At 71.1% G+C, this 18249-nt stretch carries 16 protein-coding genes; 11 read left to right on the plus strand and 5 right to left on the minus strand.

Annotated elements, in window-relative coordinates:
* Window positions 1–461: 461 nt before the first annotated feature.
* Window positions 462–893 (minus strand): MerR family transcriptional regulator, encoded by a 432-nt coding sequence (locus EDD30_RS41810; RefSeq protein WP_084557548.1) that lies wholly within the window; start codon window positions 891–893, stop codon window positions 462–464.
* Between the two features lie 1228 nt (window positions 894–2121).
* On the opposite strand from EDD30_RS41810, the gene EDD30_RS27080 reads away from it, so the two are divergent.
* From EDD30_RS27080 to EDD30_RS27110, 7 genes are all read left to right on the plus strand, one after another.
* A complete protein-coding gene (locus EDD30_RS27080; protein WP_071809054.1) occupies window positions 2122–3651 on the plus strand; it encodes an amino acid permease in 1530 nt (509 codons plus the stop codon).
* Window positions 3652–3717: 66 nt separating this feature from the next.
* Window positions 3718–5064: a glutamine synthetase family protein gene (locus EDD30_RS27085; RefSeq protein ID WP_071809055.1), complete on the plus strand. Its 1347-nt coding sequence runs from the start codon at window positions 3718–3720 to the stop codon at window positions 5062–5064.
* A gap of 8 nt (window positions 5065–5072) precedes the next feature.
* Window positions 5073–6434 (plus strand): aldehyde dehydrogenase family protein, encoded by a 1362-nt coding sequence (locus EDD30_RS27090; protein ID WP_071809056.1) that lies wholly within the window; start codon window positions 5073–5075, stop codon window positions 6432–6434.
* A 10-nt stretch (window positions 6435–6444) separates the two neighbouring features.
* Window positions 6445–7209 (plus strand): 3-oxoacyl-ACP reductase, encoded by a 765-nt coding sequence (locus tag EDD30_RS27095; protein WP_071809057.1) that lies wholly within the window; start codon window positions 6445–6447, stop codon window positions 7207–7209.
* 293 nt (window positions 7210–7502) lie between these two features.
* Window positions 7503–8216 carry a gamma-glutamyl-gamma-aminobutyrate hydrolase family protein gene (locus EDD30_RS27100; RefSeq protein ID WP_071809058.1) on the plus strand — a complete coding sequence of 238 codons (714 nt, stop codon included), beginning with the start codon at window positions 7503–7505 and terminating at the stop codon, window positions 8214–8216.
* Window positions 8217–8419: 203 nt separating this feature from the next.
* A complete protein-coding gene (locus EDD30_RS27105) occupies window positions 8420–9169 on the plus strand; it encodes a gamma-glutamyl-gamma-aminobutyrate hydrolase family protein (protein WP_071809059.1) in 750 nt (249 codons plus the stop codon).
* A gap of 186 nt (window positions 9170–9355) precedes the next feature.
* Complete coding sequence (locus EDD30_RS27110; protein ID WP_071809060.1) at window positions 9356–12994, plus strand: SpoIIE family protein phosphatase; 3639 nt, start codon at window positions 9356–9358, stop codon at window positions 12992–12994.
* Here EDD30_RS27110 and EDD30_RS27115 read toward each other — a convergent pair.
* Window positions 12981–13298 (minus strand): STAS domain-containing protein, encoded by a 318-nt coding sequence (locus tag EDD30_RS27115; RefSeq protein WP_244945415.1) that lies wholly within the window; start codon window positions 13296–13298, stop codon window positions 12981–12983. The two genes, EDD30_RS27110 and EDD30_RS27115, sit on opposite strands and share 14 nt — an antisense overlap.
* A gap of 88 nt (window positions 13299–13386) precedes the next feature.
* On the opposite strand from EDD30_RS27115, the gene map reads away from it, so the two are divergent.
* Window positions 13387–14244, plus strand: a complete 858-nt coding sequence (map, locus tag EDD30_RS27120) for a type I methionyl aminopeptidase (protein WP_071809062.1) — start codon at window positions 13387–13389, stop codon at window positions 14242–14244.
* Between the two features lie 4 nt (window positions 14245–14248).
* Here map and EDD30_RS27125 read toward each other — a convergent pair whose 3' ends face one another.
* Genes EDD30_RS27125 through EDD30_RS27135 form a run of 3 tightly spaced genes read right to left on the minus strand, consistent with a single transcriptional unit; the run spans window position 14249 to window position 15894 of the window.
* Window positions 14249–14962, minus strand: a complete 714-nt coding sequence (locus EDD30_RS27125) for a nucleotidyltransferase domain-containing protein (RefSeq protein WP_071809063.1) — start codon at window positions 14960–14962, stop codon at window positions 14249–14251.
* Window positions 14963–15010: 48 nt separating this feature from the next.
* Entirely contained in the window at window positions 15011–15433 is a 423-nt protein-coding gene (locus tag EDD30_RS27130; protein ID WP_071809064.1) for a ferritin-like domain-containing protein, read from the minus strand.
* On the minus strand, window positions 15430–15894 hold the full coding sequence (locus EDD30_RS27135; protein WP_071809065.1) for a hypothetical protein: 465 nt from the start codon (window positions 15892–15894) through the stop codon (window positions 15430–15432). The genes EDD30_RS27130 and EDD30_RS27135 overlap by 4 nt, the downstream gene beginning before the upstream one ends.
* A 221-nt stretch (window positions 15895–16115) precedes the next feature.
* Between EDD30_RS27135 and rimP the strand changes: the two genes are divergently transcribed.
* From rimP to EDD30_RS27150, 3 genes are read left to right on the plus strand one after another with little or no spacing between them, the layout of a single operon-like run.
* Window positions 16116–16784, plus strand: coding sequence for a ribosome maturation factor RimP (gene rimP / locus EDD30_RS27140; RefSeq protein ID WP_071809066.1), 669 nt, complete (start codon window positions 16116–16118; stop codon window positions 16782–16784).
* Entirely contained in the window at window positions 16781–17797 is a 1017-nt protein-coding gene (gene nusA / locus EDD30_RS27145) for a transcription termination factor NusA (RefSeq protein WP_071809067.1), read from the plus strand. The genes rimP and nusA overlap by 4 nt, the downstream gene beginning before the upstream one ends.
* Before the next feature lie 52 nt (window positions 17798–17849).
* Complete coding sequence (locus EDD30_RS27150) at window positions 17850–18158, plus strand: YlxR family protein (RefSeq protein ID WP_071809069.1); 309 nt, start codon at window positions 17850–17852, stop codon at window positions 18156–18158.
* Window positions 18159–18249: the final 91 nt, after the last annotated feature.

The following is an 18249-nucleotide window of genomic DNA, read 5'->3' on the forward strand; positions in this document are numbered from 1 at the left end:
TCCGAGTTCGAGGCGTGTGCGGGCTCGCGGCGGTGCGTGGGTTCGCCCGGGCCCTGGCGGTTCACGAATCTAGCGCGCTACTGGCGCTGACCGAGTCACCCGTGCCCGGGCTCGCGCTGGCGCTCAGGATGCCTGGCGGGCTCGCCGCGCTGGGAGTCGGCGGTTCGGCGGTTCGCGGTGGCTGGCTGGCGGTGGCTGGCTGGCGGTGGGTGGCTGGCTGGCGGCGGCTGGCTGGCGGCGGCTGGCTGGCGGTGGCCGGCTGGCGGTGGCCGGCTGGCGGTGGCTGGCTGGCGGTGGCTGGCTGGCGGTGGCTGGCTGGCGGTGGTGGCTGCGGTGGGGCGGCTCGCGGTGATGGCTCACGTGCTGGTCGTCGGTAGTGGCGGCTTGTGCTGCGATTAGCAACACGTCCGGCGCGTCCAGCAGGTCGGGGTGATGGTCGCTCGGGGTGGGGTTTCGCGGTGCTAGCGGGCTCGTGGTGTGGGAAGGGAGTGGTCTCGTGGTGTTGGAGGGGAGTGGTCAGGCAGGGGTGTCGGGTAGTAGTTCGTCGTGGCGATGTCCGGGTGCGTTGGCGTGGGCAGGTTGGCGTCGTCGTCGGGGGTGAGGGTGCCGCCGAGTTCGATGATTCGGCGGTGGGCCGCCGCGAGCCGGTCTTCCAGGGTGACGATGCGGCAAGCGGCTGCCAGGAGAATGCCCTCGTCGAGGAGTTGGCGCACCCGGCCGGCCAGCTCGAGCTGGTGCCGTGAGTATCGCCGGTGACCGCCCAGCGAGCGTTCCGGCTCGATCAGCCCGGCGGTTCCGAGGCTGCGTAGGAACGCCGGCGTCACGCCGAGCATGCCGGCGGCGCGGCCCATGGTGTACGCCGGGAAGTCGGCGTCGTCGAGCGTGGTGGTCATCGGGCCTTCCGGGGGACATACACGTGATCGGGACGACACAAAGGTAGGGGCGGCGAAGCGGCGGGGTGACGCGGTGGCCGGGTGGTGCAACGGCCAGCGGCGCAACGGGCTGGGTGACGCGGCGGCCGGGTGGTGCAACGGCCAGCGGCGCAAGAGGTTGGGTGATGCGGTGCGGGGTGGTGCGACGACTGGGTGGCACAAAGGCTGTGTGACGTGGTGCTGGGTGGTGCGACGACTAGGTAGGGCAAGGCTGGGGTGACGCTGCGTCGGCTGGTGCAGCGCGGGGTGGAGCGCGGCGGCCCGGGGGGCACAAGGGCCGGTGACGGAGAGGGCGGGCGGCCAGAGTCGGGTGGCGCATAGTCCAAGGCCCCGGCGGGTTACCGGGGCCTTGGCTTTTCAATTCTGATGCCGACCGTCGCCGGCAAGGCCTTTCCGCCTGCGTGCCGCTAGCGGATGGCCGGAGTGATGGGCATCGGCTGCGATCACCTCTTGTCGATTTGGGGACGTGGCGATTACGCGTTGCTGCGGTATCTCGTCCTCCTTAACCAACTCAGGGTCTATGCCAGTTGCGTGTCGGCTGTGCGTGGCCGACCACCACGATGTTAGGCCCGTCAGGTGTCAATTTCTAGACTCGCCGCTGTAGATTTTTCGCGCTGCGCCCGCCGCGCCGGGTAGGCAAGCCGGAAAGGGCGAAGCGAGGGAAGGACAAGGCTGAAGGGCGGAGCAGGAGAGGGCGAGGGGGGAGGGAGGGACCCAAGGGGAAGAAGTGGCGGGGAGAGGAGGCCGGCAAGGCGAGCGGCGAAGGCCGGCAACGCGACGCGGGCGCGGGCCAGAGGGTGGCGGCGCGACGCGGGCGCGGGCCATGGAGAGGGTGGCGGCGCGGGGCGGGCGCGTGGCACAGCGCATCGCTGTGCGAGAGAGAGGTGACCGCGCCCCGCGCCGCCGCGGGTGGGAGCGCCGTGGCGGCTGCTCCTCTGGTGTTCGCGATGCCTGCCGAGGGCTCGCGCGCCGCGTTGCGGCGTCAGAACACCGGCAGGGCCGCGCGTTTGCGGCGGATGAGGCCGCGTCGCGCGTTCATGAGCCCTGACATGCGTACGAGTGTGCGTCCTGCGATTCGCGCTGGGCAACGCAATTACCTCGGCTCATTGACGGCTGTCGCGCCGCGGGTGGATCATCACCCAACGGCGGTGGCCCAGGTCACAGCCGACCCTCGGTCTAGGGAGCATGCATGAGCGCTGACCCTGTCCCCAGCACCGACGAAGAACGGCTCGCCCAGCTCGGCTACCAGCAGGAACTGCACCGCCGACTGTCCGGCTTCTCGAACTTCGCGGTCTCCTTCTCGATCATCTCGATCCTCGCCGGCGCGATCACCTCGTACGGCATCGCCATGACCGCCGGCGGGCCGCTCGCCATCACCCTCGGGTGGCTCTTCGTCGGTGTCATGGTCACCTTCGTGGCGCTGGCGATGGCGGAGGTCTGCTCCGCCTATCCGACCGCCGGCGCCCTCTACTGGTGGGCCGCCGCCCTCGCCAAGCGCAACAAGGCCGCGTGGGCCTGGTTCGTCGGGTGGTTCAACTTCCTCGGCGAGGTCGCGGTCACCGCCGCGATCGACTTCGGCGCGGCGATCACCACCTCCGCCTTCCTCGGCCTGGCCTTCGACATGAAGGTCACCGCGGCGCGGACCTTCCTGATCTTCATCGTCATCATCGTGGTGCACGGTCTGCTCAATACGTTCGGCGTGAACCTGGTCCGGTTGCTGTCCGACGTGAGCGCGTGGTGGCACCTCGTCGGCGTCGCCGTGATCGTGGGCGTGCTCGCGATCGTGCCCGACAACCACAAGCCGCTCTCCGAGGTGTTCTTCGAGGTCCAGAACGCGACCGGGTTCACGTTCGCCGGGGCGGGTGTCTACGCCGTACTCGTCGGGTTGCTGATGGCGCAGTACACGTACACCGGATATGACGCTTCGGCCCATGTGGCGGAGGAGACCCACGATGCGGCGCGCGCAGCGCCGCGCGGCATCGTGATGTCGGTGGTGGTCTCGGTGATCGCCGGTTTCGTGCTGTTGGTCGCCATCACCTGGTCCATCCAGGACTACGAGGCGGAGCGTGCGACCGCACTGGGGTTGCCGCCGGCCCAGATCTTCATCGATGCCGTCGGCCGCGACCTGGGTACCTTCCTGCTCTTCATCTGCATGGTGGCGCAGTGGTTCTGCGGCATGGCATCGGTCACGGCGAACTCGCGCATGGCCTACGCCTTCGCCCGGGACGGCGCATTGCCCGGATCGCGGCTGTGGAAGCAGGTCAACCCCCGCACCGGTACGCCGACCAACTCCATCTGGCTCTGCGTGGCGATGAGCACGATCCTGGTGCTGCCGTCGTTGTGGAACACGACCGCCTACCTGGCGGCCACATCCATCGCCGTCATCGGCCTCTACATCGCCTACGTGGGGCCGGTGCTGCTGCGCCGGCTGAGCCCCGACTTCCGGCCGGGGCCGTGGCATCTCGGCAGATGGAGCGCGCCGATCGGATGGATCGCCATCGTCTGGGTCGCGATCATCTGCGTCCTGTTCGTCCTGCCCACGGCGAGCCCGGTGACGGCCAAGACCTTCAACTACACCATCGTCGCCGTACTGGTCGTGGTCGGCGCCGCCGGCATCTGGTGGTTCACGAGCGCCCGGAAGTGGTTCACCGGGCCCCGGCAGAACCTCATCGAGAAGGCTGCGCACGGCGAGCAGACCATGCCGACTCCACCAGAGTGATCATCCGCCGGCCGGGCCCCGGCCCGGCCGGCGGAAATTGTCGGCCCCATGCGATAGGACTGCACCATGGATCTCGAGGACCTCGCCGTCGACGTCGACAACGGCAGCATCGACACCGTGCTGCTCGCACTCACCGACATGCAGGGCCGCCTACAGGGCAAACGGCTGCACGGCCGCTACTTCATGGACGAGGTGGCCACCGGTGGCAGCGAGGGCTGCAACTACTTGCTCGCGGTCGACGTCGACATGAACACCGTCGGTGGCTACGCGATGTCGTCGTGGGACAGCGGCTACGGCGACTTCGTGCTGCGGCCCGACTTCGCGACGCTGCGGCCGGTGCCGTGGCTGCCCGGCACCGCGATGGTCCTCGCCGACCTCGAGACCACCGGCGGCCATCCGGTCTACGCCTCGCCCCGCCAGATCCTGCGGCACCAGCTCGACCGGCTCGCCGCGCACGGCCTCACCGCGTATGCCGGCACCGAGCTGGAGTTCGTCCTCTTCCGCGACACCTACGAGCGGGCGTTCGCCAAGAACTATCGCGACCTTGTGCCCGCAAATCAGTACAACGTTGACTACTCGCTGCTCGGCACCGCCCGCGTCGAGCCACTGTTGCGCCGCATCCGCAACGACATGGCCGGCGCCGGGCTGGTTCCCGAGAGCGCCAAGGGCGAGTGCAACTTCGGGCAGCACGAGATCGCCTTCCGCTATTCCGACGCGCTGACCTGCGCCGACCACCACGTGATCTACAAGAACGGCGCCAAGGAGATCGCCGCGCAGGAGGGGATGGCGCTGACCTTCATGGCCAAGCCGAACGAGCGTGAGGGCAACTCCTGCCACATCCACTTCTCGCTGCGGGGGCAGGACGGCCGCTCGGCGATGCTGGGCGACGGTCCCGCGCATCTGTCGGTGATCGGGCAGCGGGTGCTCGCCGGGCTGCTCGCCACGATGCGCGAGTTCAGCCTGCTCTTCGCGCCCAACATCAACTCGTACAAGCGCTATCAGCCCGGCTCCTTCGCGCCGACGGCGCTGCGCTGGGGGGTCGACAACCGGACCTGCGCCCTGCGGATCGCCGGGCACGGGCAGGGCATGCGGGTGGAGAACCGGGTGCCGGGCGGCGACGTGAACCCCTATCTGGCCATCGCCGCGCTGATCGCCGGGGCGCTGCACGGGATCGAGAACGAGTTGTCCCTCGAGGACGAGTTCCAGGGCAACGCGTATGGCGACCCCGCCGCGCCCCGGGTGCCGACGACGCTGCGTGAGGCGCTGGAGTTATGGGAGCGTGGACCGGTGGCGTCGGCGGCGTTCGGCGGCGAGGTGGTCGCGCACTACGCGAACATGGCCAGGGTGGAGCTGACGGCGTTCGACGCAGCGGTCACCGACTGGGAGCTCCGCCGCGGCTTCGAAAGAATGTGAGTGTTGGGGTGGACAGCAGCGAGGTGATCGACCCGGCGACCGGCGGGTTCCTGACGACCGTGCCGGCCTATGGGGTGGCCGAGACCGACGCCGCGATCGAGCGGGCGCACGGGGCGTTCCCCTCGTGGCGGCGGGTGGCGCCGGGGGATCGGGCGCGGTTGCTGCGGCGGTTTGCGGCCGTCGTGGACGAGCATGTCGAGGAGCTCGCCGGGCTCGAGGTGCGCAACGCCGGGCATACGATCGGCAACGCGCGCTGGGAAGCAGGCAACGTCCGCGACGTGCTCGACTACTACGCGGGCACGCCCGAGCGGCTGTCCGGGCGGCAGATTCCCGTGCCCGGCGGCATCGACGTGACGTTTCACGAGCCGCTCGGCGTGGTCGGCATCATCGTGCCGTGGAACTTCCCCATGCCGATCGCCGGGTGGGGGTTCGCCCCGGCGCTGGCCGCCGGCAACACCGTGGTGCTGAAGCCGGCCGAGCTGACCCCGCTGACCGCGATCCGCCTCGGTGAGCTGGCGCTGGAGGCCGGGCTGCCCGAGGGCGTGTTCACGGTATTGCCGGGCAAGGGCAGCGTCGTCGGGCAGCGTTTCGTCGCACATCCGGCCGTGCGCAAGGTGTGCTTCACCGGCTCCACCGAGGTCGGAAAGTCGATCATGGCGGGCTGCGCCGATCAGGTGAAGCGGGTGACGCTCGAGCTGGGCGGCAAGAGCGCCAATATCGTCTTCGCCGACGCCGACCTCGAACGTGCCGCGGCGGCCGCGCCGGGCGGCGTCTTCGACAACGCCGGTCAGGACTGCTGCGCGCGGTCGCGGCTGCTCGTGCAGGAATCGGTGTACGAGCGCTTCCTGTCGCTGCTCGAGCCGGCCGTCAAGGCCTTCCGAGTGCAGGATCCGAGCCTCGCCACCGCGGAGATGGGTCCGCTGATCTCGGCCACCCACCGCGACAAGGTCGCCTCCTACACCGCGGCGGCCGAGGTGGCCTTCACCGGCGAGGCACCCATCGGCGACGGCTGGTGGTTCCCGCCCACCGTCCTGCTCGCCCGCTCGTCCAGCGATCCACACTGGCGCGAGGAGGTCTTCGGTCCGGTGCTGTCGGTCATGCCGTTCCGGGATGAGGCCGAGGCGATCGAGCTGGCCAACGACACCGAGTACGGTCTCTCCGGCTCCATCTGGACCCGCGACCTCGGCCGGGCGTTGCGCATGTCGCGGGCGGTGGAGACCGGCAACCTCAGCGTCAACTCGCACTCATCGGTGCGCTACTGGACGCCGTTCGGCGGGATGAAACAGTCCGGGCTCGGCCGCGAGCTTGGCCCCGAAGCGCCGCTGAGCTTCACCGACGTCAAGAACGTGTTCATCTCGACGGACAACTGAGGGGGTCGGCATGCAACGTTTGCAGGATCGGGTCGCCGTCATCACCGGGGCCGGCAGCGGCATCGGCCTCGCGACCGCCCGGCGTTTCGCGGCCGAGGGTGCCCGGGTGGTCTGCGTCGACATCTCGCCCGACGCGGGCAAGGCCGCCGCCGACGAGGTGGGCGGCGAGTTCGTCGCCTGTGACGTCAGCGACGAGGAGTCCGTGCGGGCCCTCTTCGACGGGGTGGCCGAGCGGCACGGCCGGGTGGACATCGCCTTCAACAACGCGGGCATCTCCCCGCCCGACGATGACTCCATCCTGGTCACCGGGATCGAGGCCTGGGAGCGGGTGCTCAAGGTGAACACCACGAGCGTCTTCTTCTGCTGCAAGTACGCGATCCCGCACATGCAGCGCCAGGGCAAGGGGTCGATCATCAACACGGCGTCGTTCGTCGCACTGCTCGGCGCGGCCACGTCGCAGATCGCGTACACGGCGAGCAAGGGTGGCGTGCTCGCCATGACCCGTGAGCTCGGGGTGCAGTTCGCCCGCGAGGGCATCCGGATCAACGCGCTGTGCCCGGGGCCGGTGGCGACACCACTGCTCATGGAGCTGTTCGCCAAGGATCCCGAGCGCGCGGCGCGACGGCTGGTGCACGTGCCGATGGGCCGCTTCGCCGAGCCGGAGGAGATCGCCGCGGCGGTCGCCTTCCTGGCCAGCGACGACGCGTCGTTCATGACGGCCGCGCAGTTCGTCGTGGACGGCGGTATCACCGGGGCCTATGTGACGCCCCTGTGATTCACGATCTGGCACACCTAATCCGTGATGGCTTGTTTAGGACGATCAGTCCGCGGGCACGGGACCTTCACGCGCTGCTCAGGCAGGGCGCAGGGGTCGAATCCCCGCCGGTGCACGCTTCGATCGCTGCGTCGGTGGGACGCACGGGCCCGAGCGCGGCGTCAGCCCTCTGGGACCGGCGTCGCGCGCTCGTGTTGCCAACCGACCCGGCGCATCGCGGGCGAGCTCGGCATCGCCGCCGAGACGGGTTTCGAGGTGCCGGCGCCGCCGGCGGAAACACCTAGGTCGGCGTGATGCGCCCCGTCATCGGCATCACCACCTACGTGGAGCCCGCCACCTGGGCGGTCTGGCACGACCTGCCCACCGTGCTGATCCCGCACGACTACGTGGCCGCGGTAACCGCCGCGGGCGGCCGGGCGGTGCTCTTGCCGCCCGACGACCTCGACGCCGACGTGCTGCGGGTCCTCGACGGCCTGGTGCTGAGCGGCGGCGCCGACATCGACCCCGGGCTGTACGGCGAGCGCCCCGAGCCGCTGACCGTCACCCGGCCCGACCGCGACTCGGCGGAGTTGCTGCTGGCCCGGGCCGCCCTCGAGATGGACCTGCCGGTGCTCGGCATCTGCCGCGGGATGCAGCTCCTGGTAGCCGCCGCCGGCGGAACGCTGCACCAGCATCTACCCGACGTGCTGGGGCACGACCGGCACCGGCCCGCTCCCGCCGTCTACGGACGGCAGGAGGTGCTCTTCACCGCGGGCAGCCGCATCGCCGCCCTGATGGGCGACGACCGGGAGGTGCGGTGTTACCACCATCAGGGCGTCGCGGACCCCGGCACGCTGCTCGTCACCGGGCGTGCGGAGGACGGCGGTGTGGAAGCGGTCGAGGATCCGGCGCGGTCCTTCGTGCTCGGCGTCCAATGGCATCCGGAAGTGATGCGGGACAAACGGTTGTTCGCCGCGCTTATGGAGGCCTCGTCCCCGCGTGGGGGGCTTACCCGCCCCACGGGGTGATTGGTGGGAATTCGACCCCGCGCGCGGGTGTCACCTGCTCGAACGAATTCGGCGCCTCCGGGGAAAACGTCGGTGATCAACAGATTGCGACGGGCGGCGGTGGGTTATGGAAGGTAGATCGGCATCGTCGCCGGAATACCCCTCAAGGCCTTGCCATCGCCGGCCGATAACCGAGATCTGAAGACCCAGGAGGTTCGCACCGCATGCGCAGGCCTTTGATCGGTTTGACCTCGTACGCCGAGCACGTGAAGTACAACGGCAACGATGTCCTGGCCGGGATGCTCCCCATGTCCTACGTCAAGGCCGTGCACGCCACTGGCGGGCGCGCGGTGCTGATCACCCCCGACGATCCCGGCACCGACGTGATCGAGTCGCTGGACGGCATCGTCTTCGCCGGCGGCGGCGATGTGGATCCGTCGCACTGGGGTGCCGAGCCGCATCCGGCGACCGATGCCGATCCCGTCCGCGACCTCTCCGAGCTGATGCTGATGCGGGCCGCGCTCGACGCGGACCTGCCCGTCCTCGGAGTGTGCCGGGGCATGCAGCTCATGGCGGTAGCCACCGGAGGGGCGCTGCACCAGCACCTCCCCGATCTGGTCGGTCATGATCGCCACCGCGCCGCCTCCGGCACCGACCCGCTCGCCGCGGACTCCTCGTCGTTCGGCCGGCACGAGGTCGTGCTGCGGCGCGGCTCGCGGGCCATGGGCCTGCTGGGGTCGCACCTCACCGTGAACTCCTTCCACCACCAGGCGGTCGACGACCCGGGCACCTTCACGGTCAGCGGCTGGTGCCCCGACGACCGGATCGCCGAGATCCTCGAGAACCGCGACCGGACGTTCGCCCTGGGCGTGCAATGGCATCCGGAACGCACCGGCGATCTGCGCGTGTTCGCCGCCCTGGCCGAGGCCGCCGCCGTCCGCTCGGGACTGGGCCGGACGAGCCTGGCCGCCTGACCCGGGGCCACCCCGCAAGGCCCGGCCGAAGCGGCAGCGGGCCCGGCCGGCCGAAAGCGGCAGCGCCCCCGGCCGAAGGGGACGGGCGTGTTCGCGGACCCCGGTCCCGGGCCGGGCTCGACAGGCAGGGAAGGCTGGATACCGTTACCGTGCAATTTTCAGAAGGCACCAGTCCTGGAGGAATGCATGGGCGGCGCGCTGCCGGAGCGACTCCGGACGGCGTTCGAGCGCGGCGGTGAGATGGGACGCCGGATGCTCGCCCTGGACTGGGCGGACACCCCGCTCGGCGTGCCCGCGCAGTGGCCCGCGGAGCTCGCCAGCGCCGTCGCCACGATGCTCGCCTCGAAGGCCCAGATCGTGCTGTTCTGGGGCGACGACTACTGCGCGCTCTACAACGACGCGTACATCACCGCGATGGGGAGCAAGCATCCCGGCCACCTGGGCCGCCCCGGCCGGGAGATGTGGGCCGAGACCTGGTCGCTGCTGCAGGACCTGTTCGACGGGGTGACCGCGACCGACGAGGCGTACTACGCCGCCGACCATCCGTTCATGCTCGAACGGTACGGCTTCCTCGAGGAGACGTACTTCGACATCTCGTACGACCCGATCCGGCGCGACGACGGCACGGTGGGCGGGGTGTTCTGCATCGTCAGCGACACCACCCGCCGGGTGCTCGCGGACCGCCGGGTCCGTACGCTCAGCCGGCTCGGCTCCCTGCTGGCCGACTCGCCGGACCAGGGGGCGCTCGGCGCCCAGGCCGCGCGGGTCCTCGGCGACAATCCCGGCGACGTGCCGTTCGCCCTGTTGTACCTGGACGGTCCCGCCGACGGCGACGGTCCGGCCCCTGCCGGGTCCTGCGGCGTCCCGGCGGCGTCCGGTCCGCTGCGCGCCGAGGCACGACAGATGGTCCAGGAGGTCATGCGCACGAACCGGCCCGCCTCGGTGCCGGTCGCGGACGTCACGGACGCGGCGCCGCCGTCGGCCGCGGACCAGGCCCTGGTGCTCCCGGTGGGTACGGGCGGCAGCGACGCCGGCGCACTGGTCGTCGGGGTCAGCCGCTACCTGGCCATGGACGACGGCTACCGGGACTTCCTGGACCTGGCCACCACGCAGATCTCGCGCGCCGTGACGAATCTGCGGAGTTTCGAGCAGGAACGCCAGCGGGCCGCCGAGCTCGCCGCGCTGGACGCGGCGAAGACGAACTTCTTCTCGAACGTCAGCCACGAGTTCCGGACCCCGCTGACCCTGATCCTGGGCCCGCTGGAGGACCTCCTGACGAGCCGGGGCATCGGCGACGATGAGCTGCGGGAGCGCCTGCTGCCGATGCAGCGCAACGGCCTGCGCCTGCTGAGGCTGGTCAACACCGTGCTCGACTTCTCGCGGCTGGAGTCGGGGCGGCTGCGCGCGGAGTACCGGCCCACCGATCTCGCCGACTACACCGCGCGGCTGGCCAGCACCTTCCGGTCGGCCGCCGAGCGGGCCGGGCTGGACCTGCAGGTCAACTGCCCGCCGCTGAGCGGCCCGGTGCACGTCGACCGCGAGATGTGGGAGAAGATCGTCTTCAATCTGCTCTCCAACGCCGTCAAGTTCACCCGATCCGGCGGCATCACGGTCCGCCTCGGCGAACGGCTCGGCTGCGCGGTGCTCGAGGTCGCGGACACCGGCGTCGGCGTCAACGCCGCCGACCAGCAGTTGCTCTTCGACCGTTTCCACCGGGTCACCGGCAGTTGGTCCCGCAGCCACGAGGGTACGGGCATCGGCCTGGCCCTGGTCCGCGAGCTGGCCGAGATGCACGGTGGCACGGCGAGCGCGCGCAGCGAACCCGGCGTCGGGAGCACGTTCACGGTGACCATCCCGCTCGGCACGGCACATCTGGCCGCCGACCGGATCCTCGACGTGGGCACCGCCGCCGTGCCCGACGAGCAGGCCCGCCTCTACGTCGAGGAGGCGCACTGGTGGCTCGGCGACACGGGATCGGAGCCGGGGGCCCGCTCGGCTCCGGGCGAGGTCGAGGACGCGCGGCGGGGCCGGGTGCTGCTGGTCGACGACAACGCCGACCTGCGGGATCACGTGGCGCGGCTGCTGCGGCCGCACTGGGAGGTCACGACCGCCGTCGACGGCCTCGAGGCCCTCGAACGGGCCGGCCGCGATCCGTTCGACCTGATCCTCACCGACGTGATGATGCCGCGGCTGGACGGGTTCGGCCTGATCAAGGCGTTGCGAGCCGACGAGCGTACGCGGGACGTCCCGATCGTCGTGCTCTCCGCCCGGGCCGGCGAGGAGTCCTCTGTCGAGGGTCTTTCCGTGGGCGCCGACGACTACCTGGTGAAACCGTTCTCGGCCCGCGATCTGACCGCTCGGGTACGGGCCAACCTGGAACTGGGACAGCTCCGCCGGCAGATCATCAGCCGGCTGCGCGGTCTGGTCGACGCGGCGGCGGCGGTCAACACCGTACGGACGACCGCCGAGGTGCTGGAGGTGGCCGCGCGGCACGTCGCGGCGATGACCTCGGCCCGCCGGGTCGTGCTGACCGCCACCGGAAATCGTGCGGAGGTGGTCGGCGACCTCACCGGCCCCCCGGAGCCCGACGCGGTCCTGCCGCTGCCGGACACCGCGGGTGCGACGCTCGGCGAGCTGAAGGTCTGGTCCGGTGCCGACGGCGCGCCCGAACCGGTGCTGCTGACCCAGCTCGCCCGCCTCGTCGGCCTGCGCCTGGAGAACGCCCGTCTCTACGAGGCCGAGCACCGGATCGCCAGCACGCTGCAGCACAGCCTGCTCCCGCAGTCGCTGCCGCGGGTGCCGGGCGCGATCGTGGCGAGCCGCTACCTGCCGGGGAGCAGCGAGGCCGAGGTCGGCGGCGACTGGTACGACGTCATCGTCGCCCCCGGCGACCGGCTCTTCCTCGTCATCGGTGACGTGGTCGGCAAGGGGGTGCAGGCCGCCGCGGGGATGGGGCAGCTCCGTAACGCGCTGCGGGCGTACATCCTCGAAGGTTTCGATTGCGGTGAGGCCTTGACGCGCCTCAACCGGCTGGTGGACAACCTGGGCCGGCGGCAGTTCGCGACGGTGGTGTGCGTGCGCTTCGATCCGCATACCCGGGAACTGCACTACTCCGCGGCGGGACACCCGTCACCGGTGCGCGCGGCCCCCGGCGAGGAGGGCGAGTTCCTCTACACCGCCGCGCTGGGACCGCCGATCGGTGCGCTGGCCGGCTCGGCGTATCCGACCCTGCGGACCGAGCTGTCAGCCGGCGACCGGCTGCTGCTCTACACCGACGGCCTGGTGGAGGATCGGCGGCAGGGCATCGACACCGGTCTCGCCGAGGTGTGCGCCGAGCTGGCCAAGCCGGCCGACCACGTCGAGGATCTGCTCGACAACCTGCTGGCCAAGGCGGCCCGGCACACCCGCCGCGACGACATCGCGCTGCTCGCCCTGCAGGCCACCGAGCCGCGCGAGTTCGAGCTGCGGCTCCCGGCCGATCCGACTCGGCTCAGCGTGCTGCGCCGGCGGTTGGAGGACTTCCTCACCGGCAACGAGGTCCCGCAGAGCGACATCTTCGACCTGATGGTGGCGGTCTCGGAGGCCGCGGCGAACGCGATCGAGCACCCGGTCGACCCGGCCGAGCCGGTGATCGCGATCCGGGTCTCGCTCGACGAGGACGCGGTGACCGCGACCGTGCACGACACCGGCCGTTGGCGGCCGGCCACCGGTCCGAGCTTCCGCGGACGTGGGCTGGCTCTGATCGGTGCCCTGGCGGAGTTGTCGGTGATCCGCTCGGAGGCGGGCACCACGGTGACCCTGCGCCGGCCGCTCAGCCGCGCGTGACCAGCCAGGGCTGGTCGCCCAGCCCGGAGATGTCGAGGACCCGGCGCACCTGCGGGGAGGGGATGACCTCGAGGGCGGCGGGGAAGCGCTCGGCGAGGCGGATCAGGGTGTGGATGGCCGCCGAGTCGAAGAAGGTGACGCTGCGCAGGTCGAGAGTGGCGGCGCGGGCGTCGTCGCCGGTCGCGGCCTGGAACATCCCGTCCGCCGTCGACATGTCGACCTCTCCGGTCACCACCACGGTGACCCGGTCGCCGGCCACCGATGTGGTGGCCGAGAAGATGTTCTCTGGCCCGTCTTGATCCACGCTGACACGATTACACAGGGGCCCAGGAGCGGCAACAACCATTGCACGCACCGGGGATCGGTCACATCGGCGGCGATAGGCTGGAGCCATGACCGTTCGTGCCCCGCTCACCCCGGGAAAGCTCACGCCCTGGCGGGCGGTGCCGCCGCAGATCGTCCGTCCCGAGTACGTCGGCAAGAAGCGCCCGAAAGAGTGGCGCGGTTCGCACGTGCAGAACCCGGAGACGATCGAGAAGATGCGGGTCGCGGGCCGTCTCGCCGCTCAGGCGACGCAGCTCGCCGGTGAGCATTGCAAGCCGGGCGTCACCACCGACGAGATCGACCGCGTGGTGCACGAGTTCCTCACCGACCATGGGGCATACCCGTCGACGCTGGGTTACAAGGGCTTCCCCAAGTCCTGCTGTACCTCGCTCAACGAGGTGATCTGCCACGGCATCCCGGACAGCACGGTGCTCGAGGACGGGGACATCGTCAACGTCGACGTCACCGCGTACATCGGGGGTGTGCACGGCGACACGGACGCGACGTTCTGCGTCGGCGACGTCAGCGAGGAGGCCCGGCTGCTGGTCGAGCGCACCCACGAGGCGATGATGCGCGGCATCCGCGCGGTGGCGCCGGGGCGGCAGATCAACGCCATCGGCCGGGTCATCGAGGCGTACGCCCGCCGCTTCGGCTACGGCGTGGTGCGCGACTTCACCGGCCACGGCATCGGCGAGACCTTCCACAGCGGGCTCTACATCCCGCACTACGACAACCCGCGGCTCGACACGGTCATGGAGCCGGGCATGACGTTCACCATCGAGCCGATGATCACCCTCGGCACCCACGAGTACGAGATGTGGAGTGACGGCTGGACGGTCGTCACGAGGGACCGCAAGTGGACGGCGCAGTTCGAGCACACCCTGGTGGTCACCGAGGATGGCTACGAGATCCTGACGCTGCCCTGACCCGCTAGACCTCGAACAGCGCACCCAGCGGGCCGTCGACCGGCCGGCCGCGCGCCGTGAGCTCCTCCGCCTGGGTCTTCAGGATCGCGCCCAGCTCGGTCATATCGGCGCCGGCCAGCCCGGTGCGCTTCACCGCGTCGGCCCGGTTGCGGAAGTACGTGCGAGTGAGCAGCCCGGTGACCAGGGCGGCGTGCAGGCGGGCCTCGGCCATCAGCACCAGCGCGGCGTCGGTCTCGTACCACTCGGCGAGGCGGACGGCGCGTTCATGCGCGGCGGAGGCGAGGCACCAGTTGTGCCGGGCGAGCCCGCTGAACTCCGCCGGCCGGGCCTCGGCCAGCCGCGTCAGGTGCGCGTCGCGCTGCGCGGCGAACCACCCATTGGGGTCGAACAGGTCGCGGGTGGTGAGGTAGCGGTCGGCCTCCAGCGGCCATTGCGCCGTCAGCTCCCGGCAGCGGCGCAGTCCCTCCTCGCCGGTCGTCACGCTCAGGTCGACCAGGATGCCGTCGACGCGGCGCAGGGCCGCTCGGGGCCCGGCCGTCGGCCGGTACGTGACGACGACCAGGTTGACATCGCTGCTGCCGGTGTCGTCGCCGTGTGCCAGGGAGCCGTGCACGGCGATGGCCCGCACCTCCGCGGACCACCGCCGCAGGATCACGTCGCGGAGCCGGGTGGCCAGATACCACCGCGGGTCGGCCAGGTCGATCTCGTCCAGCGCCACCGCCTGATTCTCGGGTACGCCGACCCCGAGTGGAAGATCCTCGATGGCTCAGGGGCGTCCGGGCCAGGCCAGTGTCGCCGGGGTGACCGAGCCGAGCCGCCGCCAGCGGGCCGCGCGGACCGCGGCGTCGGTCAGGGCGTTCAGCGCCGTCGACCGGTCGCCGCCCTCGGTGACCGGCAGCACCGCCCGCCACGCCTGGGCCACCCGGTCCTCCACCTCGATCGCCAACCTCAGCGCGGTCTTGCGGTCGGTCACCGGGAACGGCAGTTCGTATCCGGCCGGCGCCGGTGCCGCGCTCGCCTGCGCCGCCGCGAGCTTGCTGACCAGCACGTCCCTGCGGTCCCGGTGCACCGCCTCGGTCGCGCGGGCCTCGACCAGGTCGCCGTCGCGGGTGAGCTTGACGCCGAGCACCCCGTACGCGTAGATCGCCGCCTCCTCCGCCGCGAGGGCGGCCGCGAGCGGGGGGCTCACCGCAGCGCCTCGGCGTGGGCGGCCCGAGCGGCGGCGATCGACCCGGTCAGCGCCGCGCGGTCGGACGGAGCCGTACGGCACGCGGCGGCCGCCGTCTTCTGCGCCGCCTGCTCGGACTTGCGCAGCGACGCCAGGGTCGGAGTGTCACCGGCGGCCGCGGACGGTGCGGCCGACGGCGCGGTGACGCCGATGACCGCGGCCAGTTCGGCGGCGTGGGCCCGGTGATCGTCGGCGAGCGGGCTCAGCCTGTCCCGCAGCGCCGGCTCCGCGACGATGGTGCGGTCGTACGAGGCGGCCAGGCGCAGCGCCTCGTCCAGCAGGGGTTGCAGCGCGTCCGGCTGCGGCGCCGGCTTCGAGTCGTCGTCGAACAGCCCGCATCCCGCGACCGTGGACACTCCCACGGCCGTACCCGCGGCCGCACCCAGGAGCTGACGTCTTTTCACGCCGCCAGTCAACACCATGGCCGCTCATCCGGGCCTCGGCCGGTGGAGCGCCGCATCCGGGTGTGCCGCTGACCTGCGCATGGCGCGGAATCGGTGCGGCGGCGGCCGGGTCACGGGCCCGGCGCGTTACGCTCTGCGTCAGCCTCCGGGGACATGGCCCCGGTGGCGTGCCGGTGTTTCCGGCGATCGGACGGCGGACGGCAGGTTACCGCCGTACTCGAGCAGAAGGGTTGGGCCCGATGACGCAGCGTGGTCGCGCCGGCGCCCGGCCGGCGAACCGCCGCTCCGGGAGCCGCGGCCGGGACGCCTCCGACGAGAATCGCTCGCCGGCTGCTCCCCGGATCGACCTGGTGGCGGCCCGTGCCCGGGTCCGGTCGGTGATCGAGCCGGTCGTCGTGGCGGCCGGGTACGACCTCGAAGAGGTGAATCTGTCCCGCGCGGGCCGGCGCCACGTGGTCCGGGTACTGGTGGACGCGGACGGCGGGATCAGCCTGGACGACGTCGCGGTGGTGTCCCGGGAGATCTCGGCGGCGCTGGACGCGGCCGAGGAGGCCGGGGGCGAGCTGCTCGCCGGCGAGTACCAGCTCGAGGTCGGCTCGCCCGGTGTGGACCGGCCGCTGACCCTGCCGCGGCACTGGCGGCGCAACGTCGGCCGGCTGGTGGCGGTCACCGTCGCGGGACGGTCGTCGACCGGCCGCGTCGTGGCGGCCGACGACGCCGGCATCGTGCTGGACTCGGGCGGCACGACGAGTGAGGTCGCCTACGCCGACCTGGGCCCGGGGCGGGTGCAGATCGAGTTCAAGCGGCTCGACGAGGCCGTCTTCGCCGACGAGGACGACCTGGACGACGAGCAAGACGATGACGACGTGGATGTAGACGACGAGGATGGGGAGGGCGAGGACAGATGAACATCGACCTCGCGGCGCTGCGCGCCCTGGAGCGCGAGCGGGAGATCCCGTTCGAGACGATCCTCGCGGCGATCGAGACGGCGCTGCTGACGGCGTACCGGCACACGGACGGGGCGGAGAGCCACGCCCGGGTGGAGATCGACCGCAAGACGGGCGCGGCGATGGTGTTCGCGCAGGAGCTCGACCCCGAGGGGACGATCGTCCGGGAGTGGGACGACACCCCGCACGACTTCGGGCGTATCGCGGCCATGACGGCCAAGCAGGTCATCCTGCAGCGCCTGCGCGAGGCCACCGACGAGGCGCACTTCGGCGAGTACGCCGGCCGCGACGGTGACCTGGTGACCGGCATCGTGCAGGCCGACGCCGCCCGGGCCGAGAAGGGCATCGTCATCGTCGACCTCGGCAAGCTCGAGGCGGTGCTGCCGCAGGCCGAGCAGGTGCCGGGGGAGACGTACGATCACGGGTCGCGGATCCGCGCGATCGTCGTGCACGTGGCCAAGGGCTTCCGCGGGCCGCAGATCACCCTGTCGCGGTCGCATCCTGCCCTGGTGAAGAAGCTCTTCGCGCTCGAGGTGCCGGAGATCGCCGACGGTACGGTCGAGATCGCCGCCATTGCACGTGAGGCAGGTCACCGTACGAAGATTGCGGTCCGCTCGACGGTCGCCGGGGTCAACGCCAAGGGCGCCTGCATCGGGCCGATGGGTCAGCGCGTCCGCGCCGTCATGAGCGAGCTGCACGGCGAGAAGATCGACATCATTGACTGGTCGGAGGATCCCGCGCAGTTCGTCGGCAACGCTCTCTCGCCGGCAAAAGCCCTGCGTGTGGAGGTCGTGGACGCCGGGGCGCGGACCGCCCGGGTGATCGTTCCCGACTTCCAGCTCTCGCTGGCGATCGGCCGCGAGGGGCAGAACGCCCGTCTCGCAGCGCGGCTGACCGGGTGGCGCATCGACATCCGTCCCGACAACGAGCCGGCAACGGCTGCGGAGCGGGATGCCGCCGAGACCGGAAGCTGACCGGATACGCGGATCCCGCGTGCGAGGGGTAGACTTTTCGGAGGTCGGTCCGATGCGCACCTGCATCGGTTGTCGCTCACGCGTGCCGACCTCCGAGTTACTGCGGTTCGTCGCGGTGAAGGCCGGGGTTGACGCCCGGCTGCAGCCCGATCCGGGCCGTCGGCTGCCGGGTCGGGGAGCGCATCTACATCCTGATCCGGTCTGCTTCGCGCAGGCGGAGCGGCGCCGAGCCTTCGGGCGGGCGTTGCGTCTCACCGGTGTTGCTGACACCGGCTTGCTTGCCGAGCACATCCGCGCGGCCACGCCGCCCGGAACGACCGATGACGAGGCGTCAGAGTCCCGTCACGACCCAGCAAGGTAGGACGACCGACATGAGCACACGATGAAGTCCCTGAAATGACCAGGCTTCAAGTGCAGGAGTGAGGTCGCTGCGGGTTTGGCTCGCACGACCT

The sequence above is a fragment of the Couchioplanes caeruleus genome, assembly GCF_003751945.1.
Classification (GTDB): domain Bacteria; phylum Actinomycetota; class Actinomycetes; order Mycobacteriales; family Micromonosporaceae; genus Actinoplanes; species Actinoplanes caeruleus.

What these genes read in the sequence shown, in the direction of transcription:
- EDD30_RS27110 (WP_071809060.1), top strand. Translation starts at nt 9,356, where the DNA reads ATGGGCGGCGCGCTGCCGGAGCGACTCCGGACGGCGTTCGAGCGCGGC.
- EDD30_RS41810 (WP_084557548.1), bottom strand. Translation starts at nt 893, where the DNA reads ATGACCACCACGCTCGACGACGCCGACTTCCCGGCGTACACCATGGGC.
- nusA (WP_071809067.1), top strand. Translation starts at nt 16,781, where the DNA reads ATGAACATCGACCTCGCGGCGCTGCGCGCCCTGGAGCGCGAGCGGGAG.
- EDD30_RS27100 (WP_071809058.1), top strand. Translation starts at nt 7,503, where the DNA reads ATGCGCCCCGTCATCGGCATCACCACCTACGTGGAGCCCGCCACCTGG.
- EDD30_RS27080 (WP_071809054.1), top strand. Translation starts at nt 2,122, where the DNA reads ATGAGCGCTGACCCTGTCCCCAGCACCGACGAAGAACGGCTCGCCCAG.
- EDD30_RS27095 (WP_071809057.1), top strand. Translation starts at nt 6,445, where the DNA reads ATGCAACGTTTGCAGGATCGGGTCGCCGTCATCACCGGGGCCGGCAGC.
- rimP (WP_071809066.1), top strand. Translation starts at nt 16,116, where the DNA reads ATGACGCAGCGTGGTCGCGCCGGCGCCCGGCCGGCGAACCGCCGCTCC.
- EDD30_RS27150 (WP_071809069.1), top strand. Translation starts at nt 17,850, where the DNA reads ATGCGCACCTGCATCGGTTGTCGCTCACGCGTGCCGACCTCCGAGTTA.
- map (WP_071809062.1), top strand. Translation starts at nt 13,387, where the DNA reads ATGACCGTTCGTGCCCCGCTCACCCCGGGAAAGCTCACGCCCTGGCGG.
- EDD30_RS27085 (WP_071809055.1), top strand. Translation starts at nt 3,718, where the DNA reads ATGGATCTCGAGGACCTCGCCGTCGACGTCGACAACGGCAGCATCGAC.
- EDD30_RS27135 (WP_071809065.1), bottom strand. Translation starts at nt 15,894, where the DNA reads ATGGTGTTGACTGGCGGCGTGAAAAGACGTCAGCTCCTGGGTGCGGCC.
- EDD30_RS27105 (WP_071809059.1), top strand. Translation starts at nt 8,420, where the DNA reads ATGCGCAGGCCTTTGATCGGTTTGACCTCGTACGCCGAGCACGTGAAG.